The 16,130-nt window shown below is 62.6% G+C and carries 13 protein-coding genes; 11 read left to right on the forward strand and 2 right to left on the reverse strand.

The features are described from left to right. Positions 1-205 precede the first annotated feature (205 nt). Entirely contained in the window at positions 206-1,744 is a 1,539-nt protein-coding gene (locus JQK88_RS13705; RefSeq protein WP_203278572.1) for a sigma-54-dependent transcriptional regulator, read from the reverse strand. 145 nt (positions 1,745-1,889) lie between these two features. Between JQK88_RS13705 and JQK88_RS13710 the strand changes: the two genes are divergently transcribed. The 11 genes from JQK88_RS13710 to JQK88_RS13760 all read left to right on the forward strand — a co-directional run bounded on the left by JQK88_RS13710 (position 1,890) and on the right by JQK88_RS13760 (position 14,984). Further along, on the forward strand, positions 1,890-3,728 hold the full coding sequence (locus tag JQK88_RS13710; protein WP_203278573.1) for a M3 family oligoendopeptidase: 1,839 nt from the start codon (positions 1,890-1,892) through the stop codon (positions 3,726-3,728). A 419-nt stretch (positions 3,729-4,147) separates the two neighbouring features. Beyond that, complete coding sequence (locus tag JQK88_RS13715; RefSeq protein WP_192254519.1) at positions 4,148-4,885, forward strand: helix-hairpin-helix domain-containing protein; 738 nt, start codon at positions 4,148-4,150, stop codon at positions 4,883-4,885. A 165-nt stretch (positions 4,886-5,050) separates the two neighbouring features. Further along, the gene (locus JQK88_RS13720) at positions 5,051-6,193 is read left to right on the forward strand and encodes an aminodeoxychorismate synthase component I (RefSeq protein WP_203278574.1); all 1,143 of its coding nucleotides are present in this window, start codon (positions 5,051-5,053) and stop codon (positions 6,191-6,193) included. Next, positions 6,142-6,804, forward strand: coding sequence for an aminotransferase class IV family protein (locus tag JQK88_RS13725; RefSeq protein WP_203278575.1), 663 nt, complete (start codon positions 6,142-6,144; stop codon positions 6,802-6,804). The genes JQK88_RS13720 and JQK88_RS13725 overlap by 52 nt, the downstream gene beginning before the upstream one ends. 52 nt (positions 6,805-6,856) lie before the next feature. Then, positions 6,857-7,783 carry a heme-dependent oxidative N-demethylase family protein gene (locus tag JQK88_RS13730; protein WP_203278576.1) on the forward strand — a complete coding sequence of 309 codons (927 nt, stop codon included), beginning with the start codon at positions 6,857-6,859 and terminating at the stop codon, positions 7,781-7,783. A gap of 134 nt (positions 7,784-7,917) precedes the next feature. Continuing rightward, complete coding sequence (locus tag JQK88_RS13735; protein ID WP_203278577.1) at positions 7,918-9,363, forward strand: homospermidine synthase; 1,446 nt, start codon at positions 7,918-7,920, stop codon at positions 9,361-9,363. Between the two features lie 188 nt (positions 9,364-9,551). Further along, positions 9,552-9,929 (forward strand): Omp10 family outer membrane lipoprotein, encoded by a 378-nt coding sequence (locus JQK88_RS13740; RefSeq protein ID WP_192254529.1) that lies wholly within the window; start codon positions 9,552-9,554, stop codon positions 9,927-9,929. A 202-nt stretch (positions 9,930-10,131) separates the two neighbouring features. After that, positions 10,132-12,153 carry a bifunctional metallophosphatase/5'-nucleotidase gene (locus JQK88_RS13745; protein ID WP_192254531.1) on the forward strand — a complete coding sequence of 674 codons (2,022 nt, stop codon included), beginning with the start codon at positions 10,132-10,134 and terminating at the stop codon, positions 12,151-12,153. 157 nt (positions 12,154-12,310) lie between these two features. Next, positions 12,311-13,375, forward strand: a complete 1,065-nt coding sequence (gene hemH / locus JQK88_RS13750; protein WP_203278578.1) for a ferrochelatase — start codon at positions 12,311-12,313, stop codon at positions 13,373-13,375. Positions 13,376-13,533: 158 nt separating this feature from the next. Next, a complete protein-coding gene (locus tag JQK88_RS13755) occupies positions 13,534-14,484 on the forward strand; it encodes an SPFH domain-containing protein (protein WP_112559280.1) in 951 nt (316 codons plus the stop codon). Between the two features lie 35 nt (positions 14,485-14,519). Continuing rightward, positions 14,520-14,984 (forward strand): NfeD family protein, encoded by a 465-nt coding sequence (locus tag JQK88_RS13760; RefSeq protein ID WP_192254535.1) that lies wholly within the window; start codon positions 14,520-14,522, stop codon positions 14,982-14,984. A gap of 85 nt (positions 14,985-15,069) precedes the next feature. Here the strand turns inward: JQK88_RS13760 and JQK88_RS13765 are convergent, their stop codons facing one another. Continuing rightward, positions 15,070-16,071, reverse strand: coding sequence for a KpsF/GutQ family sugar-phosphate isomerase (locus JQK88_RS13765; protein ID WP_203278579.1), 1,002 nt, complete (start codon positions 16,069-16,071; stop codon positions 15,070-15,072). Positions 16,072-16,130 lie beyond the last annotated feature (59 nt).

Raw genomic sequence — 16,130 nt, forward strand, 5'->3', positions numbered from 1 at the left:
GTTCCGCATTGCCATATTCCCGCCGCAACCCCTTATGCAGCGCTAGATATCGCCTCGCAAGCTGGTCCCGGCCTTGCGCCAACAAGCTGTGGAATTCGGGTTTCCAATGCATGTCGCTCAAAAGTGGTCCCGGTTTTGAGACAACGAAATGCATAATGCAAAGACCTGAAGCGCGTCGCCTGATTCCGTTCAAGCGCGACGCGCTTTAGGAGGCAAGACGGTCGAGGCGGCCGGTTTCCGGGTCGATGCCGTATTCTTTAAGCTTGCGGTAGAGCGTCGAGCGGCCGATGCCGAGTCGGCGGGCGACTTCGCTCATCTGGCCGTTATAGTGGTCGATGGCGAGCTTGATCATTTCGAGCTCGACATCGGCCAGCGCGCGCACATTGCCGCGCTCGTCCAACGCCCTCAGCGTGCCGAAACGCTGAAGCAGCCTGGCCGGAGGTTCGATCTCCGCCGCGACGGGACCGACGCCATCAGTCTGGGCGCTATCGCCTTGCGATTCGCTGCTCCAGATCATGACGGGGTCCAACAGGGACGCGTCGGTATCGAGATTGACGGTGCCCTCGACTTGTGCCCGGATCTGCGGGAATTCGTCTGCTGTCAGCACGTCGCCCTCGGCAAGCACCGAGGCCCGGAACACGGCGTTTTCCAGCTGCCTGATGTTTCCCGGCCAGTCATAGGCCTGCAGCATGGCCAATGCGGCTTCCGAAATGCCGTGCAGGCGATGGCCCGCCGGCGCCACCTTGTCCATGAAATGCTTGACCAGATAGGGGATGTCGTCGCGCCGGTCGCGCAGCGGCGGCACGAAGATCGGGTAGACGTTCAGCCGATAGAACAAATCCTCGCGGAACTTGCCGTCCTTGACCTGCTGCAAAAGGTTGCGGTGCGTGGCCGAGATCAACCTGATGTCGACCCTGACCGTGGCGCGACCGCCGACCGGATCGACCTCGCCATCCTGCACCGCGCGCAACAGCTTGACCTGCACGTCGAGCGGCAGGTCGCCGATTTCGTCCAGGAACAACGTGCCTGAATGCGCCTCGACGAACTTGCCGGTGTGTTTGTCGGTGGCCCCGGTGAACGAGCCCTTCTCGTGGCCGAACAGGATCGATTCGACCAGATTGTCGGGGATGGCGCCGCAATTGACGGTGACGAACGGTTTTGAACGACGATCACCGGTGCCCTGGATGGCGCGCGCCACAAGTTCCTTGCCGACGCCCGATTCGCCCTCGATCAGGATCGGGATGTTGGAGGCAGCCGCCTTCTGGCCGAGGCGGATCACCCGGTCCATCGCCGGGCTGTGCGTGATCATGTCCTTGAAGGTCAGGTGGCCGCCACGCCGCCGCGATGTGCGCTTGACCTCATCCTCGACCGCCTCGACCTTGAGCGCGTTGCCGATCGCGGTCTGCAGCCGGTCGGGGGATGCCGGCTTGACGACAAAATCGAAAGCGCCGTGGCGCATCGCCGAAACCACGGTCTCGATGCCGCCCTGCGCGGTCTGCACGATGACGGGAACGGTGATGCCGCGTTCGCGCATCGCCTTCAGCACGCCGATGCCGTCGAGGCCGGGCATGACAAGGTCAAGGATGACCGCCGACACATCGCGCGCGCTGGGTCCGTCGAGAGCTTCGAGGCCGGCCTCGCCGCCATCGGCGACGATGGCACTGTGGCCGAATTTCGTCACCGCCGCCTCGAGCAGCCTGCGCTGCACGGGATCGTCATCGACTATGAGAATGGAACCTGTCATGACTGATTTGAGTTGCCTGCCTGGGAAATCCCCATGGATCATCCTGGCACAGGGTTCTAAACAAGGTTTCAAAAAACCCGGTGAATGAATTCCTTAGGATTTGACCGGCTTGCCCTTTCCCCTTGATTCCAGAAGGTAATTGTTGATGCGCAGGATTCTCGGTCGGCAGCTTGCGGCGGCAGCGTCCGGTCAGGGCGCGGCGGAGCTCGGCGACCTGCCGGAATGGAATCTCGCCGATCTCTATTCCGGCATGGAAGCGCCCGAGCTGAAGCGCGACATCGCCAAGGCGGCGGCCGATGCCGTCGCCTTCGAGAACCGCTGGAAGGGCACGCTGACCGCGGAGGCCGAGCGCGGCAGCGCCGGCAAGCTCGGCGAGGCGCTGAGCGCCTATGAGGCGCTGGAGGAGCTGATCGGCCGCATCGTCTCCTATGCCGGCCTGATCTATGCCGGCAACACCGCCGATCCGCAGCGCGCCAAGCTCTATGGCGACATCCAGGAGAAGATGACCGACGCCAGCGCGCATCTTTTGTTTTTTGCGCTGGAGCTGAACCTGATCGACGACAAGGCGCTGGAAGCCGCCCTTGCCGCCGATGCCGGCTTTGCTCACTACCGGCCCTGGGTGCTCGATCTCAGAATGGACAAGCCATACCAGCTCGAGGACCGGGTCGAGCAGCTTTTCCATGAAAAGTCGATCACCGGGCGCGGCGCCTGGAACCGCCTGTTCGACGAGACGATGACCGATCTGCGCTTCGACATAGACGACGAGGAGTTGACGCTGGAGCCGGCGCTGAACCGCCTGCAGGACGCCGATGGCGAAGTCCGCCGCCGCGCCGCCGAGGCGCTGGCCGCCACCTTCCGCAAGAGCCTGCGCACCTTCACGCTCATCACCAACACGCTGGCCAAGGACAAGGAGATTTCCGACCGCTGGCGCGGCTTCGAGGACATCGCCGATTCACGCCATCTCGCCAACCGGGTCGAGCGCAGCGTAGTCGATGCACTGGCCTCCGCCGTGCGCGAGGCCTATCCGCGCCTGTCGCACCGCTACTACGCCATGAAGGCGCGCTGGCTCGGCATGGAGGTGATGAACCACTGGGACCGCAACGCCCCCTTGCCCGAAACCCCGCAAGCGGTGATCCGCTGGGACGATGCCAGGAACACGGTGCTGTCGGCCTATCAGCGCTTTTCCCCCGACATGGCGGAGATCGCCCGCATCTTCTTCGACCGCAACTGGATCGACGCGCCGGTGCGGCCCGGCAAGTCGCCCGGCGCCTTTGCCCATCCGACCGTGCCTTCGGCGCACCCTTACGTGCTGCTCAACTACATGGGCAAGCCGCGCGATGTGATGACGCTGGCGCATGAGCTGGGCCACGGCGTGCACCAGGTGCTGGCCGGCGGCCAGGGTGCGCTGATGGCCTCGACGCCGCTGACTTTGGCCGAAACGGCATCCGTCTTCGGCGAGATGCTGACCTTCCGTTCGCTGCTCGATCAGACCACCGACAAGCGCGAACGCAAGGCCATGCTCGCCCAGAAGGTCGAGGACATGATCAACACGGTCGTGCGCCAGATCGCCTTCTATGAGTTCGAGCGCAAGGTGCATGCCGAGCGCAAGAACGGCGAACTGACTTCCGATAAGCTTGGCCAGTTCTGGCTCGAGGTACAGGCCGAGAGCCTGGGGCCGGCGATCAAGCTGCGCGAGGGCTATGAGGTCTTCTGGACCTACATCCCGCACTTCGTCCATTCGCCCTTCTACGTCTACGCCTATGCCTTCGGCGACTGCCTGGTGAACTCGCTCTACGCGGTCTACCAGAATGCCGAGCACGGCTTCCAGGACAAGTATTTCGAGATGCTGCGTGCCGGTGGCACCAAGCATCATTCCGAACTCCTCGCTCCCTTCGGCCTCGACGCCACCGACCCCGCCTTCTGGCAGATCGGCCTTGGCGTGATCGGCGGCCTGATCGACGAGTTGGAAGCGCTCGACAGTTGATGCTACGGAGCCGTTGAACCGGTAGCGCAGAGCAACAGGTTCGGCGGCGCCGGTCTCGACTTTGCGAAATCGCAGAACAGTTTAGCCGGAATGCATGTGACGGCAGCTCTGTTCTTGTTCTAAATATCTGTTCTTGAAGAACTCTCGGGCCAAATTTTCCGTTAGCTTTCCAGAATCCGTATGATAGCCTTTCCGACTGAAGCTCAGCCGGGCACGCGGCTTAAGCCGGACAGCATCCCGGCCCATGGCAGCGGTCCGGCGAATGCGACAGCGACGGTTGGCAATGGGCGGGAAAGCCGAAAGCCGGCAATCGACGACAGACCGGCTGTTCCCTGAACCGCCGAACCACCAATGGATGATCCGATCTGCCAAGGTCATGACTTGAGACGGCGGCGGACGGATCCGACTGGAGAGAGACGATGACCTTCTTCTACATTGTCCTGGCGTTCCTCGTAGGTGTGTTGGTTGGCTGGTTTATCTGGGGCCGGCTGCGCGGTGAGCTTGACAGCCTGCGCGGCGACCTCAACCGCACCCGCAGCGAGCGCGATAGGCTGCGCGCCGATTCCGATCGTCTGACCGGCGAACTCGACGCCTGCGGCAAGACCCGCGCCGATCTCGAACGCCGGCTGCGTGAAACGTCTACTCCATCGGCCAAACCTTCCAGCTCGGCGCCAGCCGCATTGGTCTCGACACCCGCAACGGCCAAGTCAGCTCCGGCCGCGAAGCCGGCCGCGCCCGCGAAACCCGCCGCGGCAAAGCCTGCCGCCGCCAAGCCAGTTGCGGCCAAATCCGCCGCCAAACCGGCTGCCAGCAGACCTGCGGCTGCCAAGGCGAGCGCCGCTCCGAAGCCCGCCGCTTCAAAGCCGGCTGCAGCCCCGAAGAAGGCTGCAGCGACAGCTGCGAAGGCCGACAATCTGCGCCGCCTGATCGGCATCGGACCGGTCAACGACAAACTGCTCAAGGGCCTTGGCGTCACGACCTACGCCCAGATCGCCGCCTGGACGGCGGCCGACGTCAAGCGCATCGAGGACACGCTGAATTTCGACGGCCGCATCGCGCGCGAAAAGTGGATCGAACAGGCCAAGCTGCTTGCCGCCGGCGACGAGAAAGAATTCGCGCGCCAGTTCCCGACCGCCGGGACCGCCAACAACACCTGATCTGATCATCGGCAATAAGCCCGACAAAGCGGCGCCTTCGGGCGCCGCCTTTGTTTTCGCAAGTGCCACCGTCTTTGCGCCCTGCGACGCCGCTCCCTCGATTGCACGCCGCCCGCCCCCCATATAGAGCGGTTCTGGCGTCATCGATCGCAGCATCCGAGCCCCATGCCCCTGCCCTCTGCCATTTTCCGCAACGATGAAAGCGGCCGCCAGTTGGTCTTCGACCGCCCGGCCGACATCATCGTCGCCTATGAGGCCAAGGATTTTCTGCCGGCTCTGGCGGCCGCGCAGGCGGCATCTGACGCTGGCAAATGGCTGGCCGGCTATTTCTCCTATGAAGCGGGTTATTTGCTCGAGCCGAAGCTGGTGCCGCTGCTGCCCGGGGGCCGGCGCGCGCCGTTGATCTGCCTCGGCGTCTTCGATGCTCCGCTGGAGCAGGCCGTGCCGCAGAGCGGCGCGGCGACCAATGGTCCGATCTTCGATGCAAGAGCGTCATGGTCGCAGGAGCAATACGCTGACCGTTTCGCGCGCCTTCACGAGCACATCCGCAAAGGCGATTGCTACCAGGGCAATCTGACCTTTCCAGTCCATGCGCAGTGGTCCGGCGATCCGCTCGCCGCCTTCGACGCGCTGACCGGACGCCAGCCGGTAAAGTATGGCGCGCTGATTTCGCTCGGCGATCCAATCGTACTGTCGCGCTCGCCCGAACTGTTCTTCGAGATCGACACCGAAGGCTTGATCGAAACCCATCCGATGAAGGGCACCGCACCACGCGGCGCAACCAAGGCCGAGGACGCGCGGCTGAAGGCGTTCCTGCGCAATGACGAAAAGAACCAGGCCGAAAACCGGATGATCGTCGATCTCCTGCGCAACGACATCTCGCTGATCAGCGAAGTCGGCACGCTGGAGGTGCCGGAACTGTTTCGCATCGAGAGCTACCCGACCGTCCACCAGATGGTGAGCCGTGTGCGGGCGAAGCTGTTGCCCGATCTAGGCATCCGCCAGATCTTCGCCGCTCTGTTTCCCTGCGGCTCGATCACCGGCGCGCCAAAAATCCGCGCCATGGAAATCCTGCACGATCTGGAAGCCACGCCTCGTGACGTCTATTGTGGCGCCATCGGCTGGATCGCGCCCGGCGGCACGATGCGCTTTTCGGTGGCGATCCGCACCATCTCGCTCTTTTCCAGCGGCGAGGCCGTCTACAATGTCGGCGGCGGTGTCGTCTTCGATTCGACGGCCGAGGAGGAGTATCAGGAGTGTCTGCTGAAGGCGCGCTTCGCGACGGGAACACCGCCGACTTCGACCTGATCGAGACCATGCGCTGGGAGCCTAGCCAGGGCTTCCTGCGTTTCGAGCGCCACCTCGCGCGCCTCTACGGCTCGGCGGAAGAACTGGGCTTTGCCTGCGATCCGCAGCGGGTCGGCGAGGTATTGGCGAACACTGTCGGGGCGCAGCAGACGGCGCTGCGCACCCGTCTCGTCCTGCGGCGCAATGGCGAGGTTACGGCTGCAGCTCAGCCTTACGAGCCGCTCGCGGCCGACAAGGTCTGGCGGCTGCAACTGGCGCGGGTGCGGCTCTCCTCCACAGACACGCTGCTGCGCCACAAGACCAGCCGACGTCAGCTCTACACCCATGCTCGGTCTGAATATCTTGTCACCCAGGCCGACGAGGTGTTGCTCGCCAATGAGCGCGGCGAAATATGCGAAGGCACGATCACCAATGTCTTCGCCGATTTCGGTGACGGCGTGCTGATGACGCCCCGGCTCGATTGCGGCCTGCTGCCTGGCGTATTGCGCGCCGAGCTTCTGGATGAAGGCCGCGTCCAGGAAGCGATCTACAGCTATGATGAGTTAAAGTCGGCGAAGGCGATCTTCGTCGGCAATTCGCTGCGCGGCTTGATCCCGGCAACATTGGCCTGATACGAAGCGGCTGCGAGAATGACCGGCGATATTGGACACTTTTTAGCAAAGCATGAATTCTCGTCAGCCCACTCACACGCCCTATGATGGCTCCTCAAAGCTCTTCACCATCGGGCTGAAGCCGCTTGAGCTCGACAAATGGATCGAGGTCGACGGGCACCTCATCGACCATCTCGCAGAGAAGCGCCGGCTCTATGCCGAAATTCCCGGCAAGGTGTTCGTCGAGGAGAACGGCACGCGCGACGCCCAGCGCGAAGTGCGCGACCTCATCGAAGCGCATTTGCTGTCGACATTTCCTGAAACGTACCGACAAACCGGTGCCGGCATCGAGATCATCGGCGCCGAAGGCAACAGAGCCGATATCTTCAGCGACGCCCCGCTGGTCGCAGCCTCGCTGCTCGTCCAGGAAGACCTGATCCTGATGCGCCGCGATGACAGCGGCTGGCGGCTCGCCGCCGGGTCACTGTGCTTCCCATCGTCCTGGTCACTGCTCGAAAAATTCGGGCTGCCGCTTCAGCAGATCCACGCACCGGTGCCGGGCTTCGGCCCAGGCACCAGGCCGGCCGAGCTAATCAACCGCATGTTCGACGGTCTGCAGGGTCAGGCCGTCGAGCGCTTCAACTGGTCGATCCAGGCCGACGACGCGCTCTATCACCCGCTCTCCAATGTCGAGCGCATCGACCGTGCCACCAACCGCCCGTCGCGGTTTCCAGATGGCGACGTCAACGCCCACGCCTTCATCCGCGTCGAGCGCCAGACGCTGCGCAAACTGCCCATGTCGCGCGACATCCTGTTCACCATCCGCATCCATCTCGACCCGCTGAAGGTGCTGGCGCGGCATCCCGACCGGGCAACACTTGCCGCATCTTTCGCGGCGCAATTGCTGGCCTTGGATGAGGCTCAACTCGACTACAAGGGCATGACATCGGACCGCGACCGGCTCGCCTTCCTCCTTAACCACATGGCCAATGCTGCCTAGCGGGCGGTTGGCGCTTTTCACTGGTTTGTGACAATGATCTGTGATGTAGCGCATATCCACCGGGCAAAATGCCCGGTTTTTCGCGCGTGTTTTGCCCCCAATTTCCCGGGTTTTTTGAAGGAGTGCTCGATAAAATGGCGAATGAAAACTGGCCCGTTTACGGTGAAATCACCGGCCCTGTCGTAATGATCGGCTTCGGTTCGATCGGACGGGGAACGCTGCCGCTGATCGAGCGCCATTTCAAATTCGACAAGTCGCGCATGACGGTCATCGACCCGCTCGATACCGACCGCAAGCTGCTCGACGAGCGCGGCATCGCCTTCGTCCAGGAACACGTGACCGAGAAGAACTACAAGAAGCTTTTGACCCCGCTTCTGACCAATGGTGGCGGCCAGGGCTTTTGCGTCAATCTGTCGGTCGACACCGGCTCGGTCGACCTGATGCGGCTCTGCCGCAAGCTCGGCGTGCTCTACATCGACACCGTCGTCGAGCCGTGGCTTGGCTTCTACTTCGACACCAAGGCCGACAATGCCAGCCGCACCAACTACGCGCTGCGCGAAGCGATGATCAAGGAGAAGCACGACAAGCCCGGCGGCGCGACGGCGGTTTCGACCTGCGGCGCCAATCCTGGAATGGTCTCGTGGTTCGTCAAGCAGGCGCTGCTCAACCTCGCCGGCGATCTCGGCCTCGAATTTTCCGAACCGGCGCAGGACGACCGCGACGGCTGGGCCAAACTTATGAAAAAGGCCGGCGTCAAGGGCATTCACATCGCCGAGCGCGACACCCAGCGCACCAAGAAGCCGAAACCGATGAACGTGTTCTGGAACACCTGGTCGGTCGAGGGCTTCATCTCGGAAGGGCTGCAGCCGGCCGAGCTCGGCTGGGGCACGCATGAGAAATGGATGCCAAAGAACGGCAAGGAGCACAAACATGGCTCCAAGGCGGCGATCTATCTTGAACAGCCTGGCGCCAACACCCGCGTGCGTTCATGGTGCCCGACGCCGGGCGCGCAATACGGCTTGCTGGTGACCCACAACGAGGCGATTTCGATCGCCGACTTCTTCACCGTGCGCGGCAAGAAGGGCAAGGTCCAATACCGCCCGACCTGCCACTATGCCTATCATCCCTGCAATGACGCGCTGCTGTCGCTGGACGAAATGTTCGGCGCCGCCGGCAAGCCGCAGCCGGTCCACCATGTGCTTGACGAAAACGAGCTGGTCGATGGTGTAGACGAACTCGGCGTGCTGCTCTACGGCCACGACAAGAACGCCTACTGGTACGGTTCGCAGCTGTCGCTGGCCGAAGCCCGCAAGCTGGCGCCCTACCAGAATGCCACCGGCATGCAGGTCACCTCGGCCGTTCTCGCCGGCATGGTCTGGGCGCTCGAAAACCCCGAAGCCGGCATCGTCGAGGCCGACGAGATGGACTACAAGCGCTGCCTGGAAGTGCAGTCCCCGTATCTTGGGCCGGTCAAGGGCTACTACACCGACTGGACGCCGCTCGATAACCGTCCTGGTCTGTTCCCGGAGGACCTCGACAAAAACGACCCGTGGCAATTCCGCAACATCCTCGTCCGATAGCAGTTCCATACCCCTGCCTCACCGCCTTGCAATCGCCCGGAAATCGGGCGATTGAAGGGATGCGGACGAGAGCAGTGTGCATCCATTTGGGCGCACGAGGGACTGCTCTGGAAACTTGAGGCCACGCACATCGTGTTTCCCAAAACGTTGTTTGGCGATTGGGCCGATGCGTCAGGAGAGGATTTCACATGACGATTGCGCGCAAAATTCTTTCGGCGGGCGCGGCGGGCGCTCTTGCGACGATGATTGCCGCCTGCACCACCGGCGGCTCCGACGGGCCGCCGATCTCATCGCAGCCGCGAGGCGTCGAGGGCTCTTGGCTGAACGCCGAAGGCAAGGCGGTCTCGACATTGAACGGCGGCGTCTTCACCACCGTTTCGGCAGAGACCGGCGAGAAATTCGCTGATGGCAGCTATACCAAGACCGGCGCCACCTCGGTTGAGATCAACGGCACCTCGCTGATCCGACAGCAGCCGATCGCCTTCAACTGCCTGCTGGTGTCGATCAACCAGCTGAATTGCACCAGCTCCGCCGGCCAGAATTTCGTCCTGACCAGGCGCAGCTGAGCCTATCTGATATAGCCTTCTAAAAGGGCGGTGGCGCGATGCCGCCGCCTTTTTTATGCCGGCAAACCGATGCCGATTTCGTCCACCCTGATTCTTCTTGCATCGCCACAACCGCGATGGGAACATGACCAAAAGCTGGCTGTTATCCTGCAGTCAAGTAAGAGCGTTAAACGGCTCGACCACATCCATCCGGGAGACGAAGATGAAGAAGCTCGCTGCCATTGCCGCCCTTTCTGCCTCGACGCTTAGCCTGTCGGCCGCACCATCCTTTGCCGACTACACGCTGAACATCCTGCATTTCAACGATTGGCACAGCCGCATCGAAGGCAACAACAAATATGAGTCGACCTGCTCGGCCGAGGAAGAGACCAAGGGTGAATGCATCGGCGGCGCCGGCCGGCTGGTCACCGCGATCGCGCAGGAGCGCAAGAAGCTCGAAGGCCAGAACGTGCTGCTGCTCAATGCCGGCGACAGCTTCCAGGGATCGCTGTTCTACATCACCTACAAGGGCGCCGCGGAGGAGGAATTTCTCAATCAGATCAAGCCCGACGCGGTGACGCTCGGCAATCATGAGTTTGACGATGGCGAGAGCGCGCTGGTACCTTACCTCGACAAGGCGCAGTTCCCGGTCGTCAGCGCCAATGTCCTGCCCAACGACAAGTCCGGCGCCGCGGGCAAGATCAAGCCGTCGATCGTCGTCGAGGTCGGCGGCCAGAAGATCGGCATCATCGGCGCCGTGACTAATGACACGCCGGAACTCGCCTCGCCTGGCCCCAACATCACCATCGCCGACGACGTCAAGTCGATCACGGCGGAGGTCGAGAAGCTGAAGGCGCAAGGCGTCAACAAGATCATCGCCGTCACCCATATCGGCTACAGGCGCGAGCGCGATGTCATTGCCAAGATCCCCGGCATCGACGTGGTCGTCGGTGGCCACAGCCATTCGCTTCTGTCCAATACCGACCCAAAGGCCGAAGGCCCCTACCCGACGATGGTCGACAACCCCGACGGCTCCAAGGTGCCGGTGGTGCAGGCGGCGTCCTATTCGAAATATCTCGGCGAGTTCAAGGTCGTGTTCGACGACAATGGCGTCGTCAAGGAAGCCAGCGGCGACCCGATCTTCCTCGACAAATCGATCACCCCTGATCCCGCCGTGCTTGCCCGCATCAAGGAACTCGGCGCGCCGATCGAGGCACTGAAGAACAAGGAAGTAGCCGAGACCACCGAGGCCATCGACGGCAGCCGCGAGAATTGCCGCACCAAGGAATGCGCGATGGGCAACCTCGTTTCCGACGCCATTCTCGACCGCGTCAAGGGACAGGGCGTCGAGATCGTCGTCTCCAATGGCGGCGGCCTGCGTGCCTCGATCGACAAGGGCACCGTGACCATGGGCGAGGTGCTGACCGTGCTGCCGTTCCAGAACACGCTGGCGACCTTCCAGATTTCCGGCAAGGATCTGGTAGCCGGGCTGGAAAACGGCGTCAGCCAGGTCGAGGACGGCGCCGGCCGCTTCCCGCAGGTGGCAGGTCTCAAATACGCCTTCGACAAGTCGGTCGCGCCCAATGCCGGCCGCGTCAAGTCGGTCGAGGTAATGGAAGGCGGCGCCTGGGCGCCGATCAATCCGGACAAGGACTATCTGGTGGCGACCAACAATTATGTCCGCCAGGGCGGCGACGGCTACAAGGTCTTCGCCGACAAGGCCAAGAACGCCTATGATTACGGCCCCGGCCTCGAACAGGTGGTCGCCGACTATCTCGCCGCGCACCGGCCCTATACGCCGAAACTCGACGGCCGCATCACCGAGGTCGCCGCAACCGTAGCGGCTGCCCCGGCCGCTGAACCGGCAAAACCTGCCGAACCGGCACCTGCTCCGGCCGAGCCGGCAAAACCGGCCGAGGCGGAGCCGGCGATGCCCGCGTTGCCGGCAGGCTCCGGCGACATATCCACCACCCCGCCGAGTGTGCCGGCGGAAACGGCCCCGGCAGCGCCGACCGAACCGGCCAAACCGGCTGAAGCAGCCCCAGCTCCCGCAACGCCTGCCCCCGCCGAGCCGGCAAAGCCGGCCGAGGCCAGCCACGTCATCGTCGCCGGCGATACCTATTGGGACCTCGCCAAGAAGGCCTATGGCGACGGCACCAAATGGAAGGTGATCTCCGAGGCCAACAAGGGCTACGAGCCACGCCGGCTTCCCGTCGGTGCGACCTTGACCATCCCGCCGAAGTAACTTCGCTTCGCGCATGCGACCAGCAAAACCCGTCCGGAAAAACGGGGGGTTTTGGCTTTCAGGGTAAGGTGCGGCCAGACGCAGCATTGAAAACGCGCGCCGCATCGCTAGTTTCGCCGCGACATCGTCGGTTTCGCGCGGTGTCGGGAGACCTTCCATGACGCTTTCCACGCCTGTCGACCCCAAAGCCGCGAAAGCGCTCGGCCCGTTGCCGGCGAGACATCCGCCGGTCAAGGCCGGCAAGATCGGCGTCATGCTGGTCAATCTCGGCACGCCCGACGGCACCGATTTCAAGCCGATGTGGCGCTACCTCCGTGAATTCCTGTCTGATCCGCGCGTCATCGAACTCAACAAGGCGATCTGGTATCCGATCCTCTACGGCCTGGTGCTGACGACGAGGCCGAAGAAGTCCGGCGCCAATTACGCCAGGATCTGGAATCGCGAGAGGGACGAGTCACCGCTGCGTACCTACACCCGCGCCCAGAGCGAAAAACTGACCGAAGCACTGCGCGATCTCCCCAATGTCGTCGTCGACTGGGCGATGCGCTACGGCAATCCTTCGACCGCAAGCGTTGCCGAAAAGCTGGTCTCGCAGGGCTGCGACCGCATCCTTTCCTTTCCGCTCTATCCGCAATATTCGGCGACCACCACAGCGACCGCCAACGACCAGCTGTTTCGCGCGCTGATGAAGATGCGGGCGGCGCCCGCCATCCGCAGCGTGCCGCCCTACTATGCCGAGCCGGTTTATATCGAGGCACTTGCCCGTTCGATCGAGCTGCATCTGGCGACGCTCGACTTTCAGCCCGAGGTGGTCATCACCTCCTATCACGGTATCCCCAAACCCTATTCCGACAAGGGCGATCCCTACCAGGCGCATTGCCTGGAGACGACGCGACTGCTGCGCGAAAAGCTCGGCTGGAGCGAACAGAAGCTGATCACCACCTTCCAGTCGCGCTTTGGCGCACAGGAGTGGCTGCAACCGTATACCGACAAGATGGTCGAGAAACTGGCCAGGGACGGCGTGAAATCGATTGCCATCGTCAATCCCGGCTTTTCCGTCGACTGCATCGAGACGCTGGACGAAATCGGCCGCGAGGCGGCCGAGACCTTCCACCACGCCGGCGGCGCGAAATTCGCCCACATCCCATGCCTCAACGACAGCGCAGAAGGCATGGCGGTGATCGAGGCGATGGTGCGGCGCGAACTGTCGGGCTGGGCCTGAGCCCGCTACGTTGTAGTGATCGATCGCCACTGTTGCGGTATTCTACGCACTAATAATCAGCGATCACCTGATTGTAACATTATTGAAACACACCTAAGTGTTTGGTGAAGTCGGTTGCATGGAATCAACCCCATGGCCGGCATCTGAGGGAGATTTAAATGGACTTCAGTGGTTTCGGTATTGCGATTGGTGCACTTGCCTTTCTGGTGTTGGTGCTTCTTATCAAAGGCATCCGGACAATCCCGCAAGGCTACAATTATACGGTGGAGCGCTTTGGTCGTTACACCAAAACACTAAGCCCCGGCCTCAACCTCATCGTGCCGTTCGTCGACCGTATCGGCGCCAAGATGAACATGATGGAACAGGTGCTCGACGTTCCGAGCCAGGAAATCATCACACGCGACAACGCCATAGTCGGTGTCGACGGCATCGCCTTCTACCAGATCCTCAATGCCGCGCAGGCAGCCTATCAGGTCGCCGGCCTGGAGAACGCCATCCTCAACCTGACGATGACCAACATCCGTACCGTGATGGGCTCTATGGACCTCGACGAACTCTTGTCCAACCGCGACGCCATCAACGAGCGGCTGCTGCGCGTCGTAGACGAAGCGGCGCACCCGTGGGGCATCAAGATCACCCGCGTCGAGATCAAGGACATCAATCCGCCGGCCAACCTCATCGAATCGATGGGCCGGCAGATGACGGCCGAACGTAACAAGCGTGCGCAGATCCTTGCCGCCGAAGGTCTCAAGCAGTCGCAGATCCTCGAGGCCGAAGGCCGCAAGGAAGCCGCCTTCCGCGACGCTGAGGCGCGCGAACGCTCAGCCGAGGCCGAAGCGCGCGCCACCCAGGTTGTGTCGGAAGCCATCTCCAAGGGCGACGTGCAGGCGCTCAACTACTTCGTGGCGCTGAAATACACCGAAGCGATGGGCAAGATCGGTACCGCCAACAACAGCAAGGTCGTGCTGATGCCGATGGAAGCCTCGGCGCTGATCGGCACGCTCGGCGGCATTAGCGAGATCGCCAAAGAGGTGTTTCGCAGCGAAGGCACCGCCGGCGCCGCACGGCAGGCCGCCCGCCCTCCGGTGGTTCGCCCGAGCGAGAATTGAGATCAAGCGAACTGAGGTCATAGGAGCTCACTCTGATGTTCGACCGCATCATTTCCGAACTTGGCCCGTGGAACTGGATGGTTCTGGGCTTTGTCCTCCTGGTGATGGAGGTCGTTGCGCCTGGCATCTTCATGCTGTGGATCGGCATCGCCGCGCTGTTGATCGGCGTGGTTTCCCTGCTGATCTGGGACGCAAGCTTCTGGACCTGGGAAGTCCAGGTCCTCGCCTTCCTGGCGCTGTCGCTGGTCTCGGCCTTCGCCGGCAAGAAGCTGGTTGGCGGGCGTCATGACGCGACCGACCAGCCGCTGCTCAACCGCCGCGGCGCACAGATGGTCGGCAAGATGGCTACCCTTGCCGAACCGATCAAGGATGGTCGCGGTCGCATAAAACTCGGCGACACGCTGTGGCGCGTCTCCGGTCCCGACCTGCCGGCCGGCACACAGGTGCGCGTCGTCAGCTCGGCCGACACCGATCTGGAATTGACGGTCGAGGCTGTCTGAACACCCAAAAGCGCGCTGCGCATTTTTGGCAAAAAATCGAAGCGCGTCGCGTAGGTCACCCCAATGCGACGCGCTTTGAGCTTCCTCAGGCCGCGCCGATGCGCAGCAAATCGTGGAAGTGAATCACCCCCACGGGCATCCTGTTTTCGGTCACCACCAGCGCACCGATATTGTGTTCGTTGAGAAGCGCGATCGCCGTGCCGGCCAGAGTCTGAGGATCGACCGTCTTCGGTGTGCGGGTCATGATGTCGTCCACGGCGATATCGGCCAGGTTGCGATGCAAATTGCGCGCGACATCGCCGTCGGTGATGATCCCGACCAGTTCGCCCTTCGCGTCGACGACGCAGACACAGCCGACTTTCTTGTTCGACAGCGTCATGACCGCTTCAGGCATCTTGGTGCCCAGCACGGCAAGCGGAATCTGATCGCCCACCCGCATGATCTCGGAGACCAGCATCAGATTGGCGCCGAGTTGGCCGCCAGGATGAAAAGTACGGAAATGGTCGGGGGTGAAGCCGCGCGCTTCGAGCAGCGCGATGGCTAGCGCATCCCCGACCACCAGTTGCAGCAGCGTCGATGTCGTCGGCGCTAGGCCGTGCGGGCAGGCTTCCGGCACGGATGGCAGAAGCAGCACCACGTCGGCCGCGCGCGCCAGCGCCGAAGTCGCGCCTGCGGTTATCGCAATCAGCGGGATCGAGAAGCGCCTGGAATAGGCGACGATGCCCGTCAATTCCTTGCTCTCGCCGGACCATGACATGGCGATGATGGCATCGTCCCTGGCGATCATGCCGAGGTCGCCGTGATTCGCCTCCGCCGGATGGACGAAGAAGGCAGGCGTGCCGGTCGAAGCCAGACTCGCCGCGATCTTGGTGCCGATATGGCCGCTTTTGCCGACGCCGGTAACGATGACGCGGCCATCGATGCGCGAGATAATGTCGACGGCGTGCGCGAAGGGTTCGGCCAGTCCGTTTTCCAGCGCGGCAGCCAATGCCGCCACGCCGGCCTGTTCCGTGGCTACCGTTCTCAGCGCCGAGGCGATCGAAGCCTGACTGTCCAAAGGCTTCTTTTCTGGGGATCTCGCATGCATGGCTGATGCGATTAGCGCGTTGCCGTTCGCCTGTCCAACAGAATTGCCGTCCGGCCAGG

This window comes from Mesorhizobium caraganae, from assembly GCF_016836705.1.
In the GTDB taxonomy this organism is placed as follows: domain Bacteria; phylum Pseudomonadota; class Alphaproteobacteria; order Rhizobiales; family Rhizobiaceae; genus Mesorhizobium; species Mesorhizobium caraganae.

Coding starts and splice junctions, on each gene's coding strand:
- JQK88_RS13705 (WP_203278572.1), bottom strand. CDS start 1,744: ATGACAGGTTCCATTCTCATAGTCGATGACGATCCCGTGCAGCGCAGG.
- JQK88_RS13710 (WP_203278573.1), top strand. CDS start 1,890: ATGCGCAGGATTCTCGGTCGGCAGCTTGCGGCGGCAGCGTCCGGTCAG.
- JQK88_RS13715 (WP_192254519.1), top strand. CDS start 4,148: ATGACCTTCTTCTACATTGTCCTGGCGTTCCTCGTAGGTGTGTTGGTT.
- JQK88_RS13720 (WP_203278574.1), top strand. CDS start 5,051: ATGCCCCTGCCCTCTGCCATTTTCCGCAACGATGAAAGCGGCCGCCAG.
- JQK88_RS13730 (WP_203278576.1), top strand. CDS start 6,857: ATGAATTCTCGTCAGCCCACTCACACGCCCTATGATGGCTCCTCAAAG.
- JQK88_RS13735 (WP_203278577.1), top strand. CDS start 7,918: ATGGCGAATGAAAACTGGCCCGTTTACGGTGAAATCACCGGCCCTGTC.
- JQK88_RS13740 (WP_192254529.1), top strand. CDS start 9,552: ATGACGATTGCGCGCAAAATTCTTTCGGCGGGCGCGGCGGGCGCTCTT.
- JQK88_RS13745 (WP_192254531.1), top strand. CDS start 10,132: ATGAAGAAGCTCGCTGCCATTGCCGCCCTTTCTGCCTCGACGCTTAGC.
- hemH (WP_203278578.1), top strand. CDS start 12,311: ATGACGCTTTCCACGCCTGTCGACCCCAAAGCCGCGAAAGCGCTCGGC.
- JQK88_RS13755 (WP_112559280.1), top strand. CDS start 13,534: ATGGACTTCAGTGGTTTCGGTATTGCGATTGGTGCACTTGCCTTTCTG.
- JQK88_RS13760 (WP_192254535.1), top strand. CDS start 14,520: ATGTTCGACCGCATCATTTCCGAACTTGGCCCGTGGAACTGGATGGTT.
- JQK88_RS13765 (WP_203278579.1), bottom strand. CDS start 16,071: ATGCATGCGAGATCCCCAGAAAAGAAGCCTTTGGACAGTCAGGCTTCG.